Source organism: Allochromatium palmeri (genome assembly GCF_009720725.1).
Taxonomy (GTDB): Bacteria; Pseudomonadota; Gammaproteobacteria; order Chromatiales; family Chromatiaceae; genus Thermochromatium; species Thermochromatium palmeri.
The window spans coordinates 1-20,625 of record NZ_WNKT01000056.1 but is presented as its reverse complement, the minus strand read 5'-3'; the positions used below and the strand labels follow the sequence as shown (position 1 = coordinate 20,625).

At 61.5% G+C, this 20,625-nt stretch carries 37 protein-coding genes and 1 tRNA gene; 1 reads left to right on the top strand and 37 read right to left on the bottom strand.

The annotated features are described in order from the left end of the window. Positions 1-154: 154 nt before the first annotated feature. From tumE to GJ668_RS17620, 7 genes are all read right to left on the bottom strand, one after another. The gene (tumE, locus tag GJ668_RS17650; protein ID WP_155451436.1) at positions 155-553 is read right to left on the bottom strand and encodes a toxin TumE; all 399 of its coding nucleotides are present in this window, start codon (positions 551-553) and stop codon (positions 155-157) included. Beyond that, the gene (gene tumA, locus GJ668_RS17645) at positions 540-884 is read right to left on the bottom strand and encodes an antitoxin TumA (RefSeq protein WP_222930810.1); all 345 of its coding nucleotides are present in this window, start codon (positions 882-884) and stop codon (positions 540-542) included. The genes tumE and tumA overlap by 14 nt, the downstream gene beginning before the upstream one ends. 57 nt (positions 885-941) lie before the next feature. After that, positions 942-2,108 (bottom strand): PQQ-dependent sugar dehydrogenase, encoded by a 1,167-nt coding sequence (locus GJ668_RS17640; protein WP_155451435.1) that lies wholly within the window; start codon positions 2,106-2,108, stop codon positions 942-944. Between the two features lie 24 nt (positions 2,109-2,132). After that, entirely contained in the window at positions 2,133-2,582 is a 450-nt protein-coding gene (locus GJ668_RS17635; RefSeq protein ID WP_155451434.1) for a gamma-butyrobetaine hydroxylase family protein, read from the bottom strand. A 71-nt stretch (positions 2,583-2,653) separates the two neighbouring features. Continuing rightward, the gene (locus GJ668_RS17630) at positions 2,654-3,304 is read right to left on the bottom strand and encodes a hypothetical protein (RefSeq protein ID WP_155451433.1); all 651 of its coding nucleotides are present in this window, start codon (positions 3,302-3,304) and stop codon (positions 2,654-2,656) included. Beyond that, complete coding sequence (locus tag GJ668_RS17625; protein ID WP_155451432.1) at positions 3,301-3,825, bottom strand: ATPase; 525 nt, start codon at positions 3,823-3,825, stop codon at positions 3,301-3,303. The genes GJ668_RS17630 and GJ668_RS17625 overlap by 4 nt, the downstream gene beginning before the upstream one ends. Positions 3,826-4,277: 452 nt before the next feature. After that, a tRNA-Cys gene (locus tag GJ668_RS17620) sits at positions 4,278-4,351 on the bottom strand. A 98-nt stretch (positions 4,352-4,449) separates the two neighbouring features. Here GJ668_RS17620 and GJ668_RS17615 point away from each other — a divergent pair. Then, on the top strand, positions 4,450-5,811 hold the full coding sequence (locus GJ668_RS17615; RefSeq protein WP_155451431.1) for a DEAD/DEAH box helicase: 1,362 nt from the start codon (positions 4,450-4,452) through the stop codon (positions 5,809-5,811). Positions 5,812-5,824: 13 nt separating this feature from the next. Here GJ668_RS17615 and GJ668_RS17610 read toward each other — a convergent pair whose 3' ends face one another. From GJ668_RS17610 to GJ668_RS17465, 30 genes are all read right to left on the bottom strand, one after another. Continuing rightward, the gene (locus GJ668_RS17610; RefSeq protein WP_155451430.1) at positions 5,825-6,571 is read right to left on the bottom strand and encodes an SAM hydrolase/SAM-dependent halogenase family protein; all 747 of its coding nucleotides are present in this window, start codon (positions 6,569-6,571) and stop codon (positions 5,825-5,827) included. Between the two features lie 138 nt (positions 6,572-6,709). Continuing rightward, the gene (rplQ, locus tag GJ668_RS17605; RefSeq protein ID WP_155451429.1) at positions 6,710-7,099 is read right to left on the bottom strand and encodes a 50S ribosomal protein L17; all 390 of its coding nucleotides are present in this window, start codon (positions 7,097-7,099) and stop codon (positions 6,710-6,712) included. An 82-nt stretch (positions 7,100-7,181) separates the two neighbouring features. Further along, positions 7,182-8,192, bottom strand: a complete 1,011-nt coding sequence (locus GJ668_RS17600; RefSeq protein ID WP_155451428.1) for a DNA-directed RNA polymerase subunit alpha — start codon at positions 8,190-8,192, stop codon at positions 7,182-7,184. Positions 8,193-8,214: 22 nt separating this feature from the next. Then, positions 8,215-8,835 carry a 30S ribosomal protein S4 gene (rpsD, locus tag GJ668_RS17595; protein ID WP_155451427.1) on the bottom strand — a complete coding sequence of 207 codons (621 nt, stop codon included), beginning with the start codon at positions 8,833-8,835 and terminating at the stop codon, positions 8,215-8,217. A 26-nt stretch (positions 8,836-8,861) separates the two neighbouring features. Further along, positions 8,862-9,251 carry a 30S ribosomal protein S11 gene (gene rpsK, locus GJ668_RS17590; RefSeq protein WP_155451426.1) on the bottom strand — a complete coding sequence of 130 codons (390 nt, stop codon included), beginning with the start codon at positions 9,249-9,251 and terminating at the stop codon, positions 8,862-8,864. Positions 9,252-9,290: 39 nt separating this feature from the next. Continuing rightward, a complete protein-coding gene (gene rpsM / locus GJ668_RS17585; RefSeq protein WP_155451425.1) occupies positions 9,291-9,647 on the bottom strand; it encodes a 30S ribosomal protein S13 in 357 nt (118 codons plus the stop codon). An 84-nt stretch (positions 9,648-9,731) separates the two neighbouring features. Then, positions 9,732-9,845: a 50S ribosomal protein L36 gene (gene rpmJ / locus GJ668_RS17580; RefSeq protein WP_091332231.1), complete on the bottom strand. Its 114-nt coding sequence runs from the start codon at positions 9,843-9,845 to the stop codon at positions 9,732-9,734. Between the two features lie 120 nt (positions 9,846-9,965). After that, positions 9,966-11,318 carry a preprotein translocase subunit SecY gene (gene secY, locus GJ668_RS17575; RefSeq protein WP_155451424.1) on the bottom strand — a complete coding sequence of 451 codons (1,353 nt, stop codon included), beginning with the start codon at positions 11,316-11,318 and terminating at the stop codon, positions 9,966-9,968. A 19-nt stretch (positions 11,319-11,337) separates the two neighbouring features. Beyond that, positions 11,338-11,772, bottom strand: coding sequence for a 50S ribosomal protein L15 (rplO, locus tag GJ668_RS17570; RefSeq protein ID WP_155451423.1), 435 nt, complete (start codon positions 11,770-11,772; stop codon positions 11,338-11,340). Between the two features lies 1 nt (position 11,773). Further along, positions 11,774-11,965 carry a 50S ribosomal protein L30 gene (gene rpmD / locus GJ668_RS17565; RefSeq protein ID WP_155451422.1) on the bottom strand — a complete coding sequence of 64 codons (192 nt, stop codon included), beginning with the start codon at positions 11,963-11,965 and terminating at the stop codon, positions 11,774-11,776. 3 nt (positions 11,966-11,968) lie between these two features. After that, complete coding sequence (gene rpsE, locus GJ668_RS17560) at positions 11,969-12,475, bottom strand: 30S ribosomal protein S5 (RefSeq protein ID WP_155451421.1); 507 nt, start codon at positions 12,473-12,475, stop codon at positions 11,969-11,971. 11 nt (positions 12,476-12,486) lie between these two features. Beyond that, complete coding sequence (gene rplR, locus GJ668_RS17555) at positions 12,487-12,849, bottom strand: 50S ribosomal protein L18 (protein ID WP_155451420.1); 363 nt, start codon at positions 12,847-12,849, stop codon at positions 12,487-12,489. 12 nt (positions 12,850-12,861) lie between these two features. After that, on the bottom strand, positions 12,862-13,395 hold the full coding sequence (gene rplF, locus GJ668_RS17550) for a 50S ribosomal protein L6 (protein WP_155451419.1): 534 nt from the start codon (positions 13,393-13,395) through the stop codon (positions 12,862-12,864). A gap of 12 nt (positions 13,396-13,407) precedes the next feature. Then, entirely contained in the window at positions 13,408-13,803 is a 396-nt protein-coding gene (rpsH, locus tag GJ668_RS17545; RefSeq protein WP_155451418.1) for a 30S ribosomal protein S8, read from the bottom strand. Between the two features lie 71 nt (positions 13,804-13,874). Beyond that, positions 13,875-14,180 carry a 30S ribosomal protein S14 gene (gene rpsN / locus GJ668_RS17540; RefSeq protein WP_155451417.1) on the bottom strand — a complete coding sequence of 102 codons (306 nt, stop codon included), beginning with the start codon at positions 14,178-14,180 and terminating at the stop codon, positions 13,875-13,877. 9 nt (positions 14,181-14,189) lie between these two features. After that, the gene (gene rplE, locus GJ668_RS17535; protein ID WP_155451416.1) at positions 14,190-14,729 is read right to left on the bottom strand and encodes a 50S ribosomal protein L5; all 540 of its coding nucleotides are present in this window, start codon (positions 14,727-14,729) and stop codon (positions 14,190-14,192) included. Positions 14,730-14,743: 14 nt separating this feature from the next. Beyond that, entirely contained in the window at positions 14,744-15,061 is a 318-nt protein-coding gene (gene rplX / locus GJ668_RS17530; RefSeq protein ID WP_155451415.1) for a 50S ribosomal protein L24, read from the bottom strand. A 13-nt stretch (positions 15,062-15,074) separates the two neighbouring features. Then, a complete protein-coding gene (rplN, locus tag GJ668_RS17525) occupies positions 15,075-15,443 on the bottom strand; it encodes a 50S ribosomal protein L14 (protein ID WP_155451414.1) in 369 nt (122 codons plus the stop codon). 117 nt (positions 15,444-15,560) lie between these two features. Beyond that, positions 15,561-15,827 carry a 30S ribosomal protein S17 gene (gene rpsQ / locus GJ668_RS17520; protein ID WP_155451413.1) on the bottom strand — a complete coding sequence of 89 codons (267 nt, stop codon included), beginning with the start codon at positions 15,825-15,827 and terminating at the stop codon, positions 15,561-15,563. Continuing rightward, complete coding sequence (gene rpmC, locus GJ668_RS17515) at positions 15,824-16,024, bottom strand: 50S ribosomal protein L29 (protein ID WP_155451412.1); 201 nt, start codon at positions 16,022-16,024, stop codon at positions 15,824-15,826. The genes rpsQ and rpmC overlap by 4 nt, the downstream gene beginning before the upstream one ends. Then, the gene (rplP, locus tag GJ668_RS17510; protein ID WP_012971545.1) at positions 16,024-16,437 is read right to left on the bottom strand and encodes a 50S ribosomal protein L16; all 414 of its coding nucleotides are present in this window, start codon (positions 16,435-16,437) and stop codon (positions 16,024-16,026) included. The genes rpmC and rplP overlap by 1 nt, the downstream gene beginning before the upstream one ends. Before the next feature lie 3 nt (positions 16,438-16,440). Then, positions 16,441-17,118: a 30S ribosomal protein S3 gene (rpsC, locus tag GJ668_RS17505; protein WP_155451411.1), complete on the bottom strand. Its 678-nt coding sequence runs from the start codon at positions 17,116-17,118 to the stop codon at positions 16,441-16,443. 18 nt (positions 17,119-17,136) lie between these two features. After that, on the bottom strand, positions 17,137-17,469 hold the full coding sequence (rplV, locus tag GJ668_RS17500) for a 50S ribosomal protein L22 (RefSeq protein ID WP_155451410.1): 333 nt from the start codon (positions 17,467-17,469) through the stop codon (positions 17,137-17,139). A gap of 13 nt (positions 17,470-17,482) precedes the next feature. Beyond that, on the bottom strand, positions 17,483-17,761 hold the full coding sequence (gene rpsS, locus GJ668_RS17495) for a 30S ribosomal protein S19 (RefSeq protein WP_012971548.1): 279 nt from the start codon (positions 17,759-17,761) through the stop codon (positions 17,483-17,485). A gap of 20 nt (positions 17,762-17,781) precedes the next feature. Then, entirely contained in the window at positions 17,782-18,612 is an 831-nt protein-coding gene (gene rplB / locus GJ668_RS17490) for a 50S ribosomal protein L2 (RefSeq protein ID WP_155451409.1), read from the bottom strand. Positions 18,613-18,644: 32 nt separating this feature from the next. Then, positions 18,645-18,941, bottom strand: a complete 297-nt coding sequence (gene rplW, locus GJ668_RS17485) for a 50S ribosomal protein L23 (protein ID WP_155451408.1) — start codon at positions 18,939-18,941, stop codon at positions 18,645-18,647. Continuing rightward, a complete protein-coding gene (gene rplD / locus GJ668_RS17480; RefSeq protein WP_155451407.1) occupies positions 18,938-19,549 on the bottom strand; it encodes a 50S ribosomal protein L4 in 612 nt (203 codons plus the stop codon). The genes rplW and rplD overlap by 4 nt, the downstream gene beginning before the upstream one ends. A gap of 6 nt (positions 19,550-19,555) precedes the next feature. Beyond that, complete coding sequence (gene rplC / locus GJ668_RS17475) at positions 19,556-20,206, bottom strand: 50S ribosomal protein L3 (RefSeq protein WP_155451406.1); 651 nt, start codon at positions 20,204-20,206, stop codon at positions 19,556-19,558. 10 nt (positions 20,207-20,216) lie between these two features. Next, entirely contained in the window at positions 20,217-20,528 is a 312-nt protein-coding gene (rpsJ, locus tag GJ668_RS17470; RefSeq protein ID WP_155451405.1) for a 30S ribosomal protein S10, read from the bottom strand. Between the two features lie 4 nt (positions 20,529-20,532). After that, positions 20,533-20,625, bottom strand: a 93-nt coding sequence (locus tag GJ668_RS17465) for an EF-Tu C-terminal domain-related protein (protein ID WP_484476973.1), incomplete at its 5' end; no start/stop codon positions are given.

Sequence of the window (20,625 nt, the reverse complement as noted above, 5' to 3'; positions counted from 1 at the left end):
GTGATATGACGATCTACATGTGGCCGAAATGGGCCGCACGGGCCATTGAATGGAGCGCGAAACACTCATGACGTAGCCACTGAAAACAAAATGTTTGTGAAAAAGGGCACTTTCAGTGTTAACGAATAGTAAACGGTATTTGATCAGCGTTTCCTCAGCATTCGACGTCATCTTTTGTCTCTGCGGCTTCCGCCAGCACGGCGGCGATGGTCGGGCGCTCTGCCGGTAGGGTGTCATCCGGGAGATGCTTGTGGAAAGGGAAACCGGGTAGATCCGGAAAATGCGGTGTGCTGTCGTAACGAAACACGAGGCGGTTGTCGCGATCCTGGCAGTGATACCGATAATCCAAGTGCTGCAAGGCTCCCTGTTCTACAACAAGGGCCTCGTTGATTTCCAACAAACGACCGTTGTCGAAGCGTAAACGGATACGCAGATTCGCGCGGGCCGGCGTCAAGAGTTCTTCGACATAGGCGTCGATCACCACGCCTTGCGCTTGCTCAAGCGCGACTTCGACCTCCTGAAGGTAGCGCGCGAGTACACTAAGCGGCGGCATCGAGAATCTTTCCGAGTTCCGCACGCAGGGCCAGGTAATGACGATAATCGTTGGCCCATTCGACGGATTGGGTATCGTCTCCCCAGGAGCCTTGACTGAATCGGTCGAAAAAATCCTCTGAAGACAGCCCCGCCTCAGTCTCGTAGCGACTCAATCGCTTGGCGATGGCCACCAGCGCATCCAATGGGGAGTCGTATTGAATCGATTGTTTTTGAATGGATCTTTTCTTCATCGAGTCTGACCGTTCTGATTTCCACGATTGCAACAGCTCGTCAGGTGACAAGGATAAGCCATCTACGACGTTTTGAGCATGTAACATGCCGACAGCCATCGAGCTGACCTTTGCGCTCGGTGATCGCCGTCTTCGGCAGCCACTACGCCTGCCCGCTCAAGCATCCCCGGTCAAAATCCGCAACAACACCCCCTTGGGTTCATCGGTCAACACATAGAGATAGCCGTCCGGACCCTGGCGCACATCACGCACCCGTCTGCCGATGGTCAGCTTCTGCTCGCCAACCACGCGCGCTCCATCCAGATCGATGCGGCGAATCTGGCCGAATTTGAGTGCGCCGCTAAAGAGATCGCCTTGCCAGTGCGGATAGCGGTCGCCGGTATAAAACGCCAGACCGCTGGGCGCCTTCGACGGCGTCCAGACCACCGTCGGTTCCGCGATACCCGGACGGCTGGTCTCGTCGGAGATCCGTGGCCCCCAATACTCCAGGCTGTAGGTCACGGCGGGCCAGCCATAATTGCGCCCGGCCTCGATCAGATTCAGCTCGTCGCCGCCCCGTGATCCATGCTCGGTCGCCCACACCCGCCCGCTGACCGGGTCCAGAGCCAAACCCTGGATATTGCGGTGGCCGTAGGTATAAATCTCGGGACGGGCACCGCGCGGCTGCATGAAGGGATTGCCCGGAGCAGGATGCCCATCCTCACGCAGACGCAGAATCTTGCCGAAATGGGTGCCGAGCCGCTGGGCCTGATCGCGGATATTGCCGCCGTCGAAGGCCAGCGGCGGATTGCCGCCATCGCCGATGCTCATCAGCAGGCTCCCGTCGGGCAGCCAGAGCAGTCGGGAGCCAAAATGCTGAGCGCCGGATTTGGCATTGGCGTTCTGGAAGATGACTTCCAGATTCTCAAGCCGCGAGCCGACGAGACGTGCGCGCGCCAGCGTCGTGCGGTTGGCGTCCTGAGTGCCGGCGGCATAGGTCAGGTAGATCAGCCGATTGGCGGCGAAATCCGGATGCGGCAGGACATCCAGCAGACCGCCCTGCCCCTGGGCCAACACCCTCGGTACACCGCTGATCGGCTTGGGGTCGAGCACGTCATCGCGGAGCCTCCGCAGCCGCCCTGGGCGCTCGGTGATCAGTGCAGAGCCGTCCGGCAGCCAGGCGATGGACCAGGGATGCTCCAGGCCGGACACGACCACTTCGGCACGCCAGCCGACGGCCTCCGGCACATCGCCGGTCGGCTCGACCGTGCCGGCAACAGGTCCGCCGTGAGCCAGCGGGATCCAACACAGGAGCGGTAACAGTATCGCCAGACGGGGAGTCATCACCGGTGCCTCCGTATTTTCAGATCAGGTTGGTTCGTGCGGCGGCAGCGTGCCAACAGGCAACTCGGACGGTGCCTCGCCGCGCGCCTTGAGTTCGTCGAACGGATCCGGCCCCCGCCGCTCATGTCCGGCATCCTTGAGCTGGCGCAGATAGTCGAACCAGAACGGCTGCCAGGCGCGACCGAGCTTGTAGAGATACGCCCAATCGTAGAGCCCTGAATTATGCCCATCGTCGAAATGAATCTTGATGGCATAGCGCCCGATCGGCTCCAGATCGCGGATATTGACGCCTTCCTTGCCGACCTGGAGCTTGGCCGTCGCCGGCGAGTGCCCGCGCACCTCGGCAGAGGGTGAATAGACGCGCAGATACTCGCACGGCAGCCGGAAGCGCGCGCCATCGTCGAAGACGATCTCAAGGACGCGCGACTGCTGGTGAAGATTGAGTTCTGTCGGAAGAACGTGCGGTTGTTCCATTGGCTTGAACCGTCGGTGGCTGTGTGGCTGTGGACAGTCCAAATGGGGGCGGTCGGGCGTGGCTCCTAGCCTCAATCGTCCGCTTTGTCGAGCGCCGCTTGCAGTTCCAGCACTGCCGTCAAGGCTTCATCGAAGTCATAGTTTTCGGTCGCGCTCTGGATACGTCTCAAGGCGTCAGCAAAGGTCGTCCCGATCAAGAGCGACGCCAAGGGCGCCATCAGCTCACTGACCTTGGTATCGTCTTCTGAGAGCAAGGCACATATCTGCTCAAGCAGCGCTCTCAGGGCTTCACGGTCGATGGACGCCGTGATTGTGTCCGCCTGATCACTCGGCGCGTCAGACTCCAGCGAATCGAGCGCCGCCAAGCCAGGCATCACCGGCTCCAGACACGCCAGGGTCTCGACCAGCCGCCGGTCGAGATGTGCGTCCGCTTCGCCCGCCTGACAGGCCGACTCCAGTGCCTGAGCGGCCGCCTGGATATTGCGAGCACCAATGTTCCCGGCCACGCCCTTGAGTGCGATCACAAAACGTGTTGACGCCTCGGAATCGGGATCAACGGGACATTCGACGACCCGCCCGGCTCGGCTGACGATCAAGGGCGTTCCCGTTTGGGCCGCGATCTCGCGTGCCCGTTGGGCGGCTCGGACGAGCGCACGCGGTATGGCCTGCATGTCGTCATCCGGCAGATTGGATACTGGGGCGGGCTGTTCATGGCGGCTCATGGATTCTTCCCCTCGGCTAACAGGAGTGGCGATTCGCCGCCGTTGTCAAACCATTGCCAGTAATCGACACGATGGCGATAGACATGCTGAAAGTTGTCGAGTCCTGATGCAAAGCGTCTTCGGATGGTGTCTGGCGAGACATTATGCCCTCCTTGATGTACACGCACGGCTACTCGGGCGATGGCCTCCTCCGCTGAAGGTAGTGACAGAAAGACGAGCTTCACAACATAGCCGTTGTTACGCCAACGGTCGATCATAGGGGCATAGGTCAGACCGGAGAGTGTGGTCTCGAAGGCGAAGCTACGTCCGTCCGCGACGTGGCGGCGTATTTCTTCCAGCATCAGCCGTCCAGCACGGAATGCGGCCTCTTCCGGTCGGAATGGAGACAGGCCGACGGCGATGAGGTCGGCATTCACGAAGACGGGGCAGTTAGCCTCGTTGGGCAGCAGCTCGCGCGCGAAGGTGGTCTTCCCTGCACCATTGGGGCCAGCGATGATGACGATCTTCTTCTGAACCGTCATACCGCGATCTCTCCGCTCATCAGGCGGGGGAGAAGGAGGTCGCGGGCGGTGCGGAGTTTTTGGTTGGCGAATGTGAGAGTCCGCAACTGTTCCACGATTGACTCGATAGTCGCCTGGAAGCTATCCAACAGTCCGGGTGGCGTGTCAAGTCCCCGGAGATTGTAGACGTAGGCATCCCCGTCCTGTTCACTGGTGAAGGATAGGTAAATGGGCTTGGGATGAGTCCAGATCGCCGGATGGTATAGTGCCAAGAGTGGCCGCGCTTGCGTTTGATTGCCATGTCGAAATCTCGCGTCAACGTCTTACCAATACGATGACGAGTGGTTTTGCCACTCAACCGAGGATATCCGCAGTGGGTTTTGGGTACTGGAGGCGATCAGACGCGAAAATTTCAAGCGAGGGATTTTGCCACGCGGGGCAAGCCAACGAACTGATAAGCAAAGAGAATTTGATGGAGGCTGAGCCCGGAATCGAACCGAGGTACACGGCTTTGCAGGCCGCTGCATAACCACTCTGCCACTCAGCCTTAAGAGTCGGGCATTATAATCTCAAAGCGCGCCCGTGTCACCTCCATCGTACAGGATTTCGCACCTCGTCCGATGCTTTGGTGGTATGTTTCGCCCCATGAACACACACTTTTCTGAATTCCTCCTTCCAGATGCGCTCATGCGCGGCCTGGCCAACGAAGGCTATGCCACGCCAACCCCGGTCCAGGCTCAGGTGATTCCGCTGGCGATGGATGGTCTGGATCTCCTGGTCTCGGCGGCGACCGGCTCGGGTAAGACGGCGGCGTTCCTGCTGCCGATCATGCAGCGCTTTCTGGATGTGCCGCGCCACGATGGCAGCACACGCGCCCTGATCCTGGTGCCGACCCGCGAGCTGGCGCGTCAGATCCATATCCATTTCATGCGCCTGGGCAGCTATACGCGCCTGAATAGTGGCATCATCACTGGCGGCGAGCCTAAGGCCCATCAGATCGCGACCCTGCGCAAGAACCCCGAGATCCTGGTTGCGACCCCCGGACGTCTGCTCGAACTCCTGGAGACGGGGCAAGCGAATCTGAGCGACCTGGAGTTCCTGGTGCTCGACGAGGCCGATCGCATGCTCGACATGGGCTTTGCCGACGACGTGCTCGCGATCATCCGTTACAGCCGTCCCGAGCGCCAGTCGCTGCTGTTCTCGGCGACACTCGATCAGCGCGGTCTGAGCACGATCACTGACCGTCTGCTCCGCGATCCGCGTCGGGTCGAGATCGACTCAGCGCGCCAACAGCATCCAGACATCGCGCATTGGCTGTTTTTGAGCGATGGCCTGGAACACAAGCAACAGCAACTGCTGTGGCTACTGCGCAACGAGACCTATGAAAAAGCACTGATCTTCACCAACACCCGCGACGGTGCCGTGGCGCTGGGAAATTTTCTCCAGGGCCAGCAGCAGCGCGTCGCGGTGCTGCACGGCGAACTCGATCAACGCGAGCGCAACCGGGTCATGGGGCTGCTGCACAGTGGGCGCGTGAATACCCTGATCGCGACCGATCTGGCGGCGCGCGGTCTCGACGTGCCGGGCGTGCAGCGGGTGTTCAATTTCGACCTGCCGCGTCGGGGCGATGACTATCTGCATCGCACCGGACGCACCGGGCGCGCGGGTGAGGCGGGCGTGGCGATTTCGCTGATCGGCCCGCCTGAGTGGAACCGCCTGGAGAGTATCGCGCGCTATCTGAATCTGACCTTCGAGACGCGCGTGATCGAGGGCCTCAAGGCCAAGTTCAAGGGGCCGGGGAAACACAAGGGTTCGAGCAAATCGTCGAGCGCCAAAAAAAGCAAGTCCAAAGCCGCTGCGGCCGCGACAACGCGCAACAAGGATCGTCTGCGTGATCGCAAAAACATCGGCAAGCGTCGTCGGCCATCGAGTGCTCAGGCGCAAGAGGCGGGGCATGCACCACTGACACGGCGTGCGCGCGAGGACTCCAAGCCAGACGCGGATTAGGATTAGGTGACCATCAGCCAACCTCAATCGAATCGCCCACACTCAGCGCGAGCTGTCGATCAGCGCGTCCCTGGTTGACCGCGATCTCGATTAGACCCAGCGCATTTTCGTACCAAAACGCCTGCCCCGGCTCGACCTCGCAGAAGGTCCGGGCGCGGGGCAGCGGCTGCCCCCGCACCTGCAACCTGGCATCCGCCTCGACCCCGCTCGCGCGCACACCAGTCATCAGATTGCCGAAATGATCGACATAGACAATGATCGCGCGCTCATCCAGCCAGTCGGTGCCGATCATGTCAGCCAGCCCCAGCGGTGACAGCGCCAGATCCTCGCCCAAGACCAGGCGCGCGGCGGCCGGCGCGAACCAATCACGACCGTGAAAGCTCGCCGACATCCCGTCCGGCTGCCAACCGATCCGCCACACTGCACCCTCGCCGGCACGGCGCGCGACGAGGGCGAGCAGTCCGTTATCAGGTCCAATCAGCCACTGGCCATCGGCCCGAACCAGCAGACCAGCACGCTCGCCGCCGACGCCTGGATCGACGACACAGAGCGCGAGCGAGTCGCGCGGCAGATCGCGCATCAGCGCCGGCAGCAAATAGGCCGCCAGATCGGGCCTGAAAGTCGGCAGATCCTGCATGAGACCGATGCAGGGAACACTCGGTACAAGCGCATGCAACCGCGCCTGCATCTGCCCCGCATAGAGATCCGCGCCAAAGTCAGTGGCGAGCAGAATGCGTTTGATAGCGCGCTGAGCAGGCATGGATCAGATCACCATGGATCGAGGCTGAATACGTTTCGAGCAGACAGAAAAAAGCCGAGCAAATGCCCGGCTTTGTGCAGCGAACGCGGAACAGGTCGACGCATCTAACAGCGTCGCTGATTCCAGCGTCCTCGCGCCTCAATCTTCGTCTTCGACCGCCACAGCCGTCACCGGACGATCGACCAGCTCAACATAGGCCATGGGCGCGGCATCACTGTGACGATAGCCGCACTTGAGGATGCGCAGATAACCGCCCGGACGCCCCTGATAACGCGGCCCCAGCTCGACGAACAGCTTGCCGACGACTTCTTTGTCGCGCAGACGCGCGAACGCCAGACGGCGCGTGTGAACCGAGTCAGTTTTGGCCAGGGTAATCAAGGGCTCGGCGACGCGACGCAGTTCCTTGGCCTTGGGCAGGGTGGTCTTGATCAGCTCGTGACGAAAGAGCGAAGACGCCATGTTGCGGAACATGGCCTCGCGGTGCGAGCTGGTGCGATTCAGTTGCCTTCCGGCTTTGCGGTGACGCATGGTCCTGATCCCGAAATAATCATTCAATCGTTAGATGGCATGGATCGGCTGGCGCGGATCAGCGAAGATCCGCGACCCAGCCTTAGCGAATACTGAGTTCGGCGATGTTCTCGGGCGGCCAGTTCTCGAGACGCATGCCCAGTGACAGTCCGCGCGTGGCCAGCACGTCCTTGATCTCGGTGAGCGACTTCTTGCCCAGATTGGGCGTCTTGAGCAGCTCGACCTCGGTACGCTGGATCAGGTCGCCGATCAGATAGATGTTCTCGGCCTTGAGACAGTTGGCCGAACGCACCGTCAGCTCCAGGTCGTCGACCGGACGCAGCAGAATCGGATCGTAGGGCGATTCGTCACGCGCCTCCTGAACCTGGGTATCGGCTGGAGCCGTGCCCTCAAGGGCGACAAAGCTCGACAGCTGATCGCGCAGGATGGTGGCCGCGCGCTGGATGCTCTCCTTCGGATCGATCGTGCCGTTGGTCTCCAGGTCGATCACCAGCCGGTCGAGGTCGGTGCGTTGCTCGACACGCGCTGACTGGACCTCGATGGCCACACGTCGCACCGGGCTGAAGGAGGCATCGATCGGCAGCTTGCCGATCGGGCGATCCTCCGCATTCTCGAGTTCACGCTGGCTCGCCGGCTCATAGCCGCGACCACGACGCACGGTCAGCGTCATGCTCAGCTCGCCTTCGGTGATGTTAGCGATCACCAGTTCCGGATTCGCGATCTCGGCGGTGTGGTCGATGGCGATATCCGCCGCCGTCACCGGTCCCGGGCCACGCTTGCTCAGCGCAAAGATCGCCTCGTCCTTACCTTCGAGCGAGATAGCGAGCTGCTTGAGGTTGAGCAGGATTTCAAGCACGTCTTCCTGCACACCCTCAAGCGTGGTGTACTCGTGAAGTACGCCCTGGATCTCGACTTCCGTTACGGCGTACCCGTCCATCGACGACAGCAAGATCCGCCGCAGCGCGTTGCCGAGCGTGTGGCCGAAACCGCGCTCAAGCGGCTCCAGCGAGACCCGCGAATGGCGCGGGTTGCCGTCGACCTGCTCGACTTTGACGATGCGCGGTTTGAGAAATTCGCCAATAGCGTCAGTCATTCAGTGCCTCTCAGGGTGCTCCTTACTTGGAGTACAGCTCGACGATCAGTGACTCGTTGATGTCGGCTGGCAGATCCGAACGATCAGGAATGCGCTTGAACACGCCTTTCAGACCCTTGCTATCGACCTCGACCCAATCCGGAAAGCCATACTGCTCAGCCAGGGCCATGGCGTTCTGCACGCGCACCTGCTTCTTGGCCGGCTCGCAGACCTCAACGTGGTCGTCAGCGCCCACCTGATAGGAGGCGATGTTGACGATGCGGCCATTGACCAGAATGCCTTTATGGCTGACGAGCTGGCGCGCCTCGGCACGGGTGGAGCCGAAGCCCATCCGGTAGACGACGTTGTCGAGCCGTCGTTCGAGGAGCTGCAACAGGTTTTCACCGGTCGCACCCTTGGACTGAGCGGCCTTCTTGTAGTAGTTGCGGAACTGCTTTTCGAGCACACCATAGATGCGGCGCACCTTCTGCTTCTCGCGCAGCTGCACGCCGTAGTCTGAGAGGCGGCGACGGCGGTCGGTCGTCTGACCGGGCTGCTTCTCCAGGTTGCACTTGGTATCGAGCGAACGCGCGCGGCTCTTGAGCGAAAGGTCTACACCCTCGCGCCGCGCCAGCTTGCAGGTCGGGCCTGTGTAACGTGCCATGTCTCTTCCTGTTGAACTGTCAGACGTCAGACGCGCCGCTTCTTGGGCGGGCGGCAGCCGTTGTGCGGGATGGGCGTCACGTCAGTGATGCTGGTAATCTTGAATCCGGCATTGTTGAGCGCGCGCACGGCGGACTCGCGTCCAGGCCCCGGCCCCTTGACATTGACATCCAGGTTGCGCAGACCGTATTCCTTCGCGGCCTGGCCGGCCTTGTCGGCGGCGACCTGAGCGGCAAAGGGCGTGCTCTTGCGCGAGCCACGGAAGCCTGAGCCACCGGAGGTCGCCCAAGCCAGGGCGTTGCCTTGCCGGTCGGTGATGGTGATGATGGTGTTGTTGAAGGAGGCGTGGACGTGGGCAACCCCGTCCGCGACCTGCTTCTTGACTTTCTTTTTCGTGCTGCGAATCGGTTTAGCCATTCGACGTAATCCAGCTCATCTGGCCGAGCGCGAGCGCTCTCAGCGTTTGATCGGGCGACGCGGGCCCTTACGGGTCCGGGCGTTGGTTCGGGTGCGCTGACCGCGCAGCGGCAGCCCGCGACGATGACGGATGCCCCGGTAGCAACCAAGGTCCATCAGCCGCTTGATGTTCATCGACACCTCGCGCCGCAGATCGCCCTCAACCGCGAACTTCGCGACTTCATTACGCAGCTTGTCGACTTCTTCTTCCGTGAGGCTCTGCACCTTGGTATTAGGCGCGATACCCGCTGCATCGCAAATTTGACCCGCGCGGGTGCGACCAATGCCATAGATCGCGGTCAACGCGATCACGGCGTGTTTTTTGTCTGGGATGTTGACGCCGGCGATACGGGCCATGTTTACGAACCCCTTAGTCCTAAATGCTCAGCGGGTAAACCGCGCAGTATATCAAACAGTTTGTTCAGGTCAACCAAGGATCGATCAACCCTGGCGCTGCTTGTGACGCGGATCAGTACAGATCACACGCACCGACCCGTTACGCCGAATGATTCGGCAGTTTCTGCACAGCTTCTTGACGGATGCACGCACTTTCATTTTTTGTCTCCTAAACCGCGTCCGCGTACGACAGGCGGTGTTTGCAATGAACCGACCGTCCGCAAGCGACTCCGGACGGTCGCCGCGCTGGACGCGGTCTAACAAGCGTTGTTGACGGCCTCAGCGCAGCAGTCCGCCGCCCGGTGCCTTCAGATTGGCTTTCTTCATCAGTCCTTCGTACTGATGTGACATCAGATGCGCCTGCACCTGGGCCATGAAATCCATAACGACCACGACCACGATCAGCAGCGAGGTGCCACCAAAGTAGAAGGGCACGTTGTAGCCGACGATCAGAAACTCGGGCAGCAGACAGACAGCCGTGATGTAGATGGCACCGGCGGCGGTCAGCCGGGTCATGACGCCATCGATGTAACGGGCCGTCTGCTCGCCGGGACGGATGCCCGGAATGAAGGCGCCCGAGCGCTTGAGATTGTCCGCTGTTTCCTTGGCGTTGAAGACCAACGCGGTATAGAAGAAACAGAAGAAGATGATCGCCGAGGCATAGAGCAGCACATAAATCGGCTCACCGGGCGCCAGCTTGGACGTGATGTCCGCGATCCAGCGCAAATCCTCGCTACTGCCGAACCACTGACCGAGCGTGCCCGGAAACAGGATGATACTGGAGGCGAAGATCGGCGGAATCACACCGGCCATGTTGAGCTTGAGCGGCAGGTGCGTACTCTGCGCCTGCATCATCTTACGGCCCTGCTGACGGCGCGCATAGTTCACGGTGATACGCCGTTGACCACGCTCGACGAACACCACGAAAGCGGTTACGGCCAGCGCCATTGCGAAGAGCGCCAGCACGGCCAGCGAGTTCATCTCACCGGTGCGCGCCAGTTCGAGCGTGCCACCGAGCGCCGCCGGCAGACCGGCGACGATACCGCTGAAGATGATCATCGAGATCCCGTTGCCGATACCGCGCTCGGTGATCTGCTCGCCGAGCCACATCAGGAACATGGTTCCGGTCACCAGCGACACGGCCGCAGTGAAGACGAAGCCCACGCCTGAATGCACCACCAGCGCCGAGCCGCCGGCTGTCTGACCCTGCAGCGCCATCGAGATACCGATGGCCTGGAAGGTGGCCAGGAACACCGTGCCATAGCGGGTGTACTGAGTAATCTTGCGCCGTCCGGCCTCACCCTCTTTCTTCAGCTGCTCAAGCTGCGGTACCACCGCCGTCATCAACTGCACGATGATGGAGGCCGAAATATAGGGCATGACGCCGAGTGCGAACAGACTCGCGCGCTCCAGAGCGCCACCCGAGAACATGTTGAACATGTCCAGAATGGAACCCTGGTTCTGATCGAAGAGGATGGCCAGTGCCTCCGGATTCACCCCGGGAACCGGGATGAAGGTACCGATGCGGTAGACGAGCAAGGCCCCCAACAGGAACATCAGACGCCGGCGCAGTTCGGTCAACTGCCCCGTCCCACCAAGCGCCCTACCTATGGATCCAGCGTTCTTAGCCATCCGTCTCAAACCTATTTGGTTAGTCTTCGATCTTGCCGCCGGCAGCTTCAATCGCGGCACGCGCACCCTTGGTCGCGCCCAGGCCACGGATCGTCACGGCGCGGCTGACCTCGCCGGAGGCGATGATCTTGGCAACCTTGACGGCGCGATTGAGCACGCCGGCGGCCTTGAGCGCGTCCAGATCGACGACATCGCCCTCGACCAGATTCAGCTCATTCAGGCGCACCTCGGCCTTGTCCGGCGCCGTGCGCGAACGGAAGCCGACCTTGGGCAGACGACGCTGCAAGGGCATCTGACCGCCCTCGAAGCCGACCTTGTGGAAACCGCCGGCACGGGCCTTTTGACCCTTGTGACCGCGACCACAGGTCTTGCCCAGACCGCTACCGATACCGCGACCGACACGCTTGGCCGACGGACGGCTGCCCGGATCGGGCCGTAGATCATTGAGTTTCATCTCAGACTTCCTCCACGACCTTGACCATGTACTGCACGGTATTGACCATGCCGCGCGTACAGGGCGTATCCTCGACCTCGACGACCTGGTGCATGCGACGCAGACCCAGGCCGCGTACGCAGGCCTGGTGGCGCTTGAGGCGCCCGTGCACGCTGCGCACCAGCTTGACCTTCATCATTTTCTTGTCGGACATCGCTTACCCCAGGATCTCTTCGACACTCTTACCGCGCTTGGCTGCAACGGTCTCAGGGTCGCTCATGATCCGCAGACCATTGACGGTGGCACGCACGACGTTGATCGGGTTGTTGGTACCGATGCACTTGGCGAGCACGTTCTGCACGCCCAGCACCTCGAACACGGCACGCATAGCGCCACCGGCGATGATACCCGTACCCTCGGAGGCTGGCTGCATGAAGACCTTGGCTGCTCCGTGCTTACCCTGCAGCGGATACTGCAACGTGGTGCCGTTGAGCTTGACCTCGACCATGTTCTTGCGCGCGTTTTCCATTGCCTTCTGGATCGCGATCGGCACCTCACGCGCCTTGCCGCGACCGAAGCCGACCCGGCCTTTGCCATCGCCGACCACGGTCAGCGCCGCGAAACCGAACTGACGACCGCCCTTGACCACCTTGGCGACACGGTTGACCGCGACCAGTTTTTCGAGGAGATCGTCGCCTTCTGCCTTTGGATTGAAGTTTGCCATTGATCGCTCCCCTAGAATTTCAATCCGCCTTCACGCGCCGCATCTGCAAGCGCCTTGAGACGGCCGTGATAACGGAAGCCGGAACGGTCGAAGGCGACCGTGTCGACACCAGCGGCGAGCGCGCGCTCAGCGATCGCCTTGCCGATGACGGTGGCGGCAGCGATGTTGGCTTTGTTGCCCTCGATGGTCTGAGCGAGCGCCTTCTCAACGGTCGAAGCGCTGGCCAGGACACGATCGCCGGATTCACCGGAAGCGATGATCTGGGCATAGGTATGACGCGGCGTGCGATACACACACAGCCGATAGGCGCCAAGCTCGCGAATCTTGGCGCGGGCCCGCGTCGCACGACGCAGGCGAGCCTGTTTCTTATCCATCGTTGAGACCCCTTATTTCTTCTTGGCTTCCTTACGCAGGACGTTTTCGTCTGCGTAACGAACACCCTTGCCCTTGTACGGCTCCGGCGGACGGTAAGCCCGGATCTCGGAGGCGACCTGACCGACTCGCTGCTTGTCGGCACCCGACACCAGGATCTCGGTCTGACTGGGGGTCTCGATCGTGATACCGGCAGGCACCGGATAGTCGATCGGATGTGAGAAGCCCAGGCTGAGGTTGAGCACGTCGCCCTTGGCCTGCGCGCGATAACCGACGCCGACCAGGGTCAGCTTGCGGGTAAACCCGGTTCCGCAGCCCGTGACCATGTTGTTGAGCAGGGCACGGGTGGTACCGGCCATGGCCCACGCCTCGGTCTGGCCTTCAGCCGGAGCAACCCGGATCTCGCCGCTCTCTTCGCACACGCTCACAGTCGGATGCACGCACCAGTCCAGGGCACCCTTGGGCCCCTTGACCTTGACGTCCTGACCGCTGATCTCGACGCTGACGCCCTTGGGCAGCTTGATGGGGGCCTTTGCAATTCGTGACATCTTGGTCTCCCCTTAAGCAACGTAGGCGATGATCTCGCCGCCGTGTCCGGCCTGGCGGGCCGCGCGGTCGGTCATCAGACCCTTGGAGGTGGAGACGATGGCGATGCCAAGCCCGGCCCAAACCTTGGGCAGCTCGTCTTTGCCGCGATAGATGCGCAGTCCGGGGCGCGAGACGCGCTTGAGGAACTCGATCACGGGCTTGCCGCGATAGTACTTGAGCTTGATGACGAGCTCAGGCTTTCCATCCTTGGCCTCGACCATGGCGTCGGCAATATAACCTTCTTCCTTGAGCAGGTCCGCAATGGCGACTTTCTGCTTGGAAGACGGCATCACGATCGTGATCTTGCCGCGCTGCTGGCCGTTGCGGATGCGTGTCAGCATATCCGCAATCGGATCCGACATACTCATTGGCTTCTCCGTGGGTCAGGCCGTCGTTGCGACGCGATACCCGGTAGGTTAAAAAAACGTGGGATCTGGACTTACCAGCTCGCCTTGACGACGCCGGGGACGTCCCCGCGCATCACGGCCTCGCGCAGCTTGTTGCGCGACAGACCGAACTTGCGATAGACCGCGTGCGGACGACCGCTGACGCGGCAGCGACGCTGCTGGCGCGTGGGGCCGGCATCGCGCGGCAGCTTCTGGAGTTTCGCCAGGGCTTCGTCGATCTGCTCGGCACTGGCGCTGCGATCATTGATCACGGCCTTGAGGGCCGCGCGCTTGGCGCTGAACTGGGCTGCGATCTCGGTGCGCTTGCGGTCGCGCGCAATCATGCTCTTCTTCGCCATGGGGCTACCTTAGGTCCGGAATGGGAAATTGAAGGCCTCGAGCAGCGCGCGACCTTCTTCGTCGGTACGGGCCGTGGTCGTGATGGTGATATCGAGTCCGCGCAACGCATCGATCTTATCGTAATCGATCTCGGGGAACATGATCTGCTCGCGCACGCCCATCGAGTAATTGCCACGACCATCAAACGCCTTGGCGCTCAGGCCGCGGAAGTCACGGATACGCGGAATCGAGACACTGATCAGGCGATCGAGGAACTCGTACATGCGCTCACGACGCAGCGTGACCTTGCAGCCGATCGGCCAGCCTTCGCGGATCTTGAACCCGGCGACCGACTTGCGGGCGTAGGTCACGATCGGCTGCTGACCGGCGATGGCGCGCAGATCGGCAACGGCATGATCCATGACTTTCTTATCCGCCACAGCCTCGCCCACGCCCATGTTGAGCGTGATCTTTTCGATCTTAGGCACCTGCATCACGCTTGAGTAGCTGAAGCGCTCCTTGAGCTGAGGAACGATGCGCTCTTTGTATTCAGTCTGTAATCTGGACATCTCGCTTCACCCGGTCAGACGTCGACGACTTCGCCGTTGGACTTGAACACGCGCACCTTGCGGCCGTCTTCCAGGGTCTTGAAGCCGACTCGGTCGGCCGCGCCCTTGATGGGGTTATAGAGCCCCACATTGGAGACATGGATCGGCATCGCCTTGTCGATGATGCCACCCGGCGCGCCGGCCTGCGGATTGCCCTTCTGGTGCTTGCGGGCGATATTGATGTTCTCGACGACGATGTGGTTCTCGTCGAGCACCTTGAGCACCGTGCCGCGCTTGCCCTTGTCCTTACCGGTGATGACCATGACGTCATCACCCTTCTTGATCTTTCTCATGACTATCGTCTCCTTAGAGCACTTCCGGCGCCAGCGAGATGATCTTCATGAAACGCTCGCCGCGCAGCTCGCGCGTCACGGGGCCGAAGATACGGGTGCCGATGGGTTGAAGCTGGTTGTTGAGCAGCACGGCCGCGTTGCCGTCGAAACGGATCAGCGAGCCGTCGGGCCGGCGCACACCCTTACGGGTCCGCACCACAACCGCGTTGTACACATCGCCTTTCTTGACCTTGCCGCGTGGGATGGCGTCCTTGACGGTGACCTTGATGACATCGCCGATGCCCGCGTAGCGACGATGCGACCCGCCGAGCACCTTGATGCACATCACGCTCTTGGCGCCGCTGTTGTCGGCGACGCTCAGATTGCTCTGCATCTGAATCATTGTCTTTTACCTAAAAAGCTCGTTGCTGATCCGGGAATGGACCGATGGCTCCGCGAATGACCGCGCCGGCCGTGCCGCAAGGGCCGGGCCGGAATACGCGAGACAGGCAAATGCTGCTCAGCGCGCCTTTTCGAGGATCTCGATCAGACGCCAGGTCTTGGTCTTGGAGAGCGGACGGCACTGCTCGACCCGCACCAGATCACCTTCGCCGCAGCTATTGGTCTCGTCATGGGCATGGATCTTGGTCGAGCGGCGCATGAACTTACCATAAAGCGGGTGCTTGACACGGCGCTCGATCACGACCGTGATGGTCTTGTCCATGGCGCTGCTGGTCACGCGCCCTTCGAGTGTCCGGTTGCTCTTGATCTCGTTCTCGTCGCTCATGATTTCCCGCCCGCCTTCTGTTCGGCCATGATGGTCTTGATCCGGGCGATGTCCCGGCGCACGGCCTTCATGCGCGAAGGCTTGGACAACTGACCGGTGCCCCGCTGCATGCGCAGGTTGAATTGCTCACGCAGCAGATCCATCAACTGCGTCTGAAGCTCCGCAGCGCTGTTCGTTCTAAGCTCGTTGGCCTTCATCACAGAATCGTCCGCTTTTCAAAGGTGGTCTGCACGGGCAGCTTGGCCGACGCCAGCTTGAAGGCCTCACGCGCGACTTCTTCGCTGACACCTTCGATTTCGTAGAGCATGCTGCCCGGCTGAATCAGCGCGACCCAATACTCGACGTTACCCTTACCTTTACCCATACGCACTTCGAGCGGTTTTTTGGAGATCGGCTTGTCGGGGAACACCCGGATCCAGATCTTACCGCCACGCTTGACGCTACGGGAGATGGCACGACGGGCGGCTTCGATCTGACGCGCCGTGAGACGACCACGCTCGGTCGCCTTGAGACCGAACTCGCCGAAGCTCACGCGGTTGCCGCTCTGGGCCAGACCGCGGTTGCGGCCCTTGTGTTGCTTTCTGAATTTGGTGCGTTTTGGTTGCAGCATGACTTAACCCTTCTTTCCGGCCGCCTTCGGCGCCGGTTCCTCGGGCTGCTGGTCGCCAAAAACCTCGCCCTTGAAGATCCAGACCTTAACACCGAGCACGCCGTAGGTCGTTTTGGCCTCGGCAAAGCCATAGTCGATGTCAGCGCGCAGGGTGTGCAACGGCACGCGGCCCTCACGCGCCCATTCGCTGCGTGCGATCTCGGCGCCGTTCAGACGGCCGGCGACACTGACCTTGATGCCCTCGGCACCCAGACGCATGGTGTTCTGGATCGAACGCTTCATGGCGCGGCGGAACATGATACGCCGTTCGAGCTGCTGGGCAATGCCCTCGGCAACCAGTTGCGCGTCGAGTTCCGGCTTGCGGATCTCCTCAATGGCGATGTGCACCGGGATGCCCATCATCGCCGAGACCTTGGTGCGCAGCTTGTCGATGTCTTCGCCCTTCTTACCGATCACCACGCCCGGACGGGCGGTGTGGATGGTGATGTGGGCATTCTTGGCCGGACGGTCGATCTGGATGCGGCTCACCGACGCCTTAGCGAGTTCCTTGCGCAGGAAGTCGCGGACCTGGAGATCGGTGTTGAGCAGATCGGCGTAATCCTTCGAATTCGCGTACCACTTGGATGTCCAATCCTTGACGATGCCAAGGCGGATACCATTCGGATGAACTTTCTGTCCCATACTGGTCCCCTGGATCCTCTAGGCTTCGGCCACGGTCAGCGTGATGTGGCTGGTGCGTTTCATGATGCGGTTGGCGCGGCCCTTGGCGCGCGGCATGATCCGCTTCATGGTCGGCCCCTCGTTGACCTGGATGGCCGCAACCTTGAGTTCGTCGATATCGGCGCCCTCATTGTGCTCGGCATTGGCGATCGCCGACTCCAGGACTTTTTTAATGATATCGGCGCCCTTCTTGGGGCTGAAGCTCAGCGTGCTGAGGGCTTCCTCAACATGCTTGCCGCGAATCAGGTCCGCGACCAGTCGGGCTTTCTGCGCCGAGATCCGGGCGTATTTGTGTGTTGCTACGGCTTGCATCGCGATCTCCCGACTAGCGCTTCTTCGCCTTCTTGTCGGCGGCGTGACCACGATAGGTACGGGTCAACGCGAACTCGCCGAGCTTGTGGCCGATCATGTTTTCATTGACGAGTACCGGCACATGCTGACGCCCGTTGTGGACCGCAATGGTCAGACCAACCATCTCAGGCAACACCATGGAACGGCGCGACCAGGTCTTGATCGGGCGCTTGCTGTTTTGGGCGACCGCCTCTTCCACCTTCTTGATCAGGTGGTGGTCGACAAAGGGTCCCTTTCTAATCGAACGTGGCACTTGCTCAACCTCGACTGATTCTATTTGCGACCGCGACGACGCACGATCATGCTGTCGGTCCGCTTGTTCTTACGCGTCTTGTGACCCTTGGTCGGCACACCCCAAGGCGTGACCGGATGACGACCGCCGGAGGTGCGGCCTTCGCCACCACCATGCGGATGATCGACCGGGTTCATGACCACACCACGCACCGTCGGACGGATACCGCGCCAGCGGCTTGCGCCGGCCTTGCCGAGCTTGCGCAGGCTGTGCTCGCTGTTACCGACTTCGCCGATGACGGCGCGGCAGTCGGAATGCACCTTGCGCATCTCGCCTGAGCGCAAACGCAGGGTTGCGGTGCCGGAGTCGCGTGCGATCAGCTGCACCGAGGCGCCGGCCGAGCGCGCAATCTGCGCTCCCTTGCCAGGACGCATCTCGACACAGTGGACCTGGGTACCGACCGGAATGTTGCGCAGCGGCATGCAATTGCCCACCGCGATCGGCGCGACCTCGCCCGAGATGACCGGATCACCGGCTTTCAGGCCCTTGGGCGCGATGATATAGGTGCGCTCGCCATCGGCATACTTCAGCAGCGCGATGTGCGCCGAGCGATTCGGATCGTACTCCAGACGCTCCACGGTCGCCGGCACGTCGTCCTTGCGATTGCGCTTGAAGTCGATGATGCGATAACGCTGCTTGTGACCGCCGCCCTGGTGACGAACGGAGACACGGCCCTGATTGTTGCGCCCGCCATGCTTGGTCTGCTTATCGAGCAGGGGCGCATGTGGTTCGCCCTTGTGCAGATCGGGCGTCGTCACCTTGACGACGAAGCGTCGTCCGGCGGACGTCGGTTTGGTCTTTACGATTGGCATCTTGATCTATCCGTTGCTGTCCGCCGCCGCGCTCAAGCGGCGTCGCCGAAGTCGATGTCTTGGCCGGGCTTCAGACGTACATACGCCTTGCGCCAGTCCTGACGCTTGCCCAGACGTTGCCCGTGGCGCTTCTGCTTGCCCTTGACGTTGAGGATCTGGACGCGATCGACCTGGACCTCGAACAGCATCTCGACCGCCTTGGCGACCTCCTGCTTGGTCGCATCGGTCAGGACGCGAAAGGTCACCTGACCGCAGGTCTCGACCAGACGCGACGCCTTCTCAGAGATCACGGGCGCGAGCAGCACCTTCATCAGACGCTCGTTGTTCATGCCAGCCGCTCCTCCAGCTTCTTGATCGCCGCTTCGGTGGCGAGAATGGTCTCGAAGGCGATCAGGCTGACCGGATCGACCTCTTGCGCCGACAGCACGTCGACCTTGGGCAGATTGCGCGCCGCCAGATAGAGCGTGTCGTCGAACCCATCGGTGAGGATGAGTGCATCGGTCAGATCATGGCTCTTGAGCAGCGCGATCAACGCCTTGGTCTTAGCCGCTTCCAGCGCCAGCTCGGAGACGACGATCAAACGCTCGGTGCGCACCAGCTCGGAGAGGATCGAGCGCACGGCGCCGCGATACATCTTGCGGTTGACCTTCTGGCTGTAGTCGCGTGGCTGGGCCGCGAAGGTCACGCCGCCTGAGCGCCACAGCGGACTGCGCGAGGTACCCGCACGGGCACGACCGGTTCCCTTCTGACGCCACGGCTTGGCACCGCCACCGGAAACCGCCGCACGGTTCTTCTGGGCCTTGGTGCCGGCGCGCGCGCCCGCCATGTAGGCGGTCACGACCTGGTGAACCAGGCCTGGTTTGTATTCCACGCCGAAGACGGCGTCGGAAACCTGCACACTGGACGCGCCAGTGTGGTTTCGAATGGCGATCTCCATGAGTGCTTAGCCCTTGTTCTTTTGCTTCACGGACGGCAGCACGATCAGTCGACCGCCCGTCGGTCCAGGCACGCCGCCACGGACCAGCAGGAGGTTCCGGTCGGTATCGACCCGCACTACCTCAAGATTTTGCTGACAACGATTGGCAGCGCCCAGATGGCCCGCCATCTTCTTACCCTTCCATACGCGTCCAGGGGTCTGGTTCTGACCGATGGAACCCGGCGCACGGTGCGAGAGTGAGTTGCCGTGGGTGCGATCCTGACCAGCGAAGTGGTGACGGCGAATGACGCCGGAAAAACCACGACCCTTGGTCACGCCACGCACGTCGACCTTCTGACCCGGCTCGAAGATGGAGACCGAAATCTCCTGACCGACCTGGATCTCAGTGCCTTCATCGCCTTCCAGGCGGAACTCACGCAGCACTTCACCCGCTTCAACACCCGCCTTGGCGTAATGACCCGCCATCGGCTTGGTGACGCGCGAGGCGCGGCGCTGGCCGAAAGCGACCTGGATGGCGCTATAGCCATCGGTCTCTTCGGACTTGACCTGACTGACGCGGTTCGGCGTGACCTCGATCACGGTGACCGGGATGCTCTCACCCGCTTCGGTGAAGACACGGGTCATGCCGGCTTTGCGTCCGATAACTCCGATCGACATGATTTCGTCCTCAGCTCAGCTTGATCTGGACGTCGACACCGGCGGCCAGATCGAGTTTCATCAGCGCGTCGACGGTCTTGTCGGTCGGATCGACGATGTCCATCAAACGCTTGTGGGTGCGCAGTTCGTACTGGTCGCGCGCATCTTTATTGACGTGCGGCGAAACCAGGATGGTGAAGCGCTCCTTTTTGGACGGCAGCGGCACCGGACCCCGCACCTGAGCGCCGGTGCGCTTGGCGGTGTCGACGATCTCACGCGCGGACTGATCGATCAGACGATGATCGAACGCCTTCAGCCGGATTCGGATTCTCTGATTCGTCATGCCCTTACTCGATGATCTTGGAAACCACACCCGCGCCGACGGTACGACCGCCTTCGCGTACCGCAAAGCGCAGACCGTCTTCCATGGCGATCGGAGC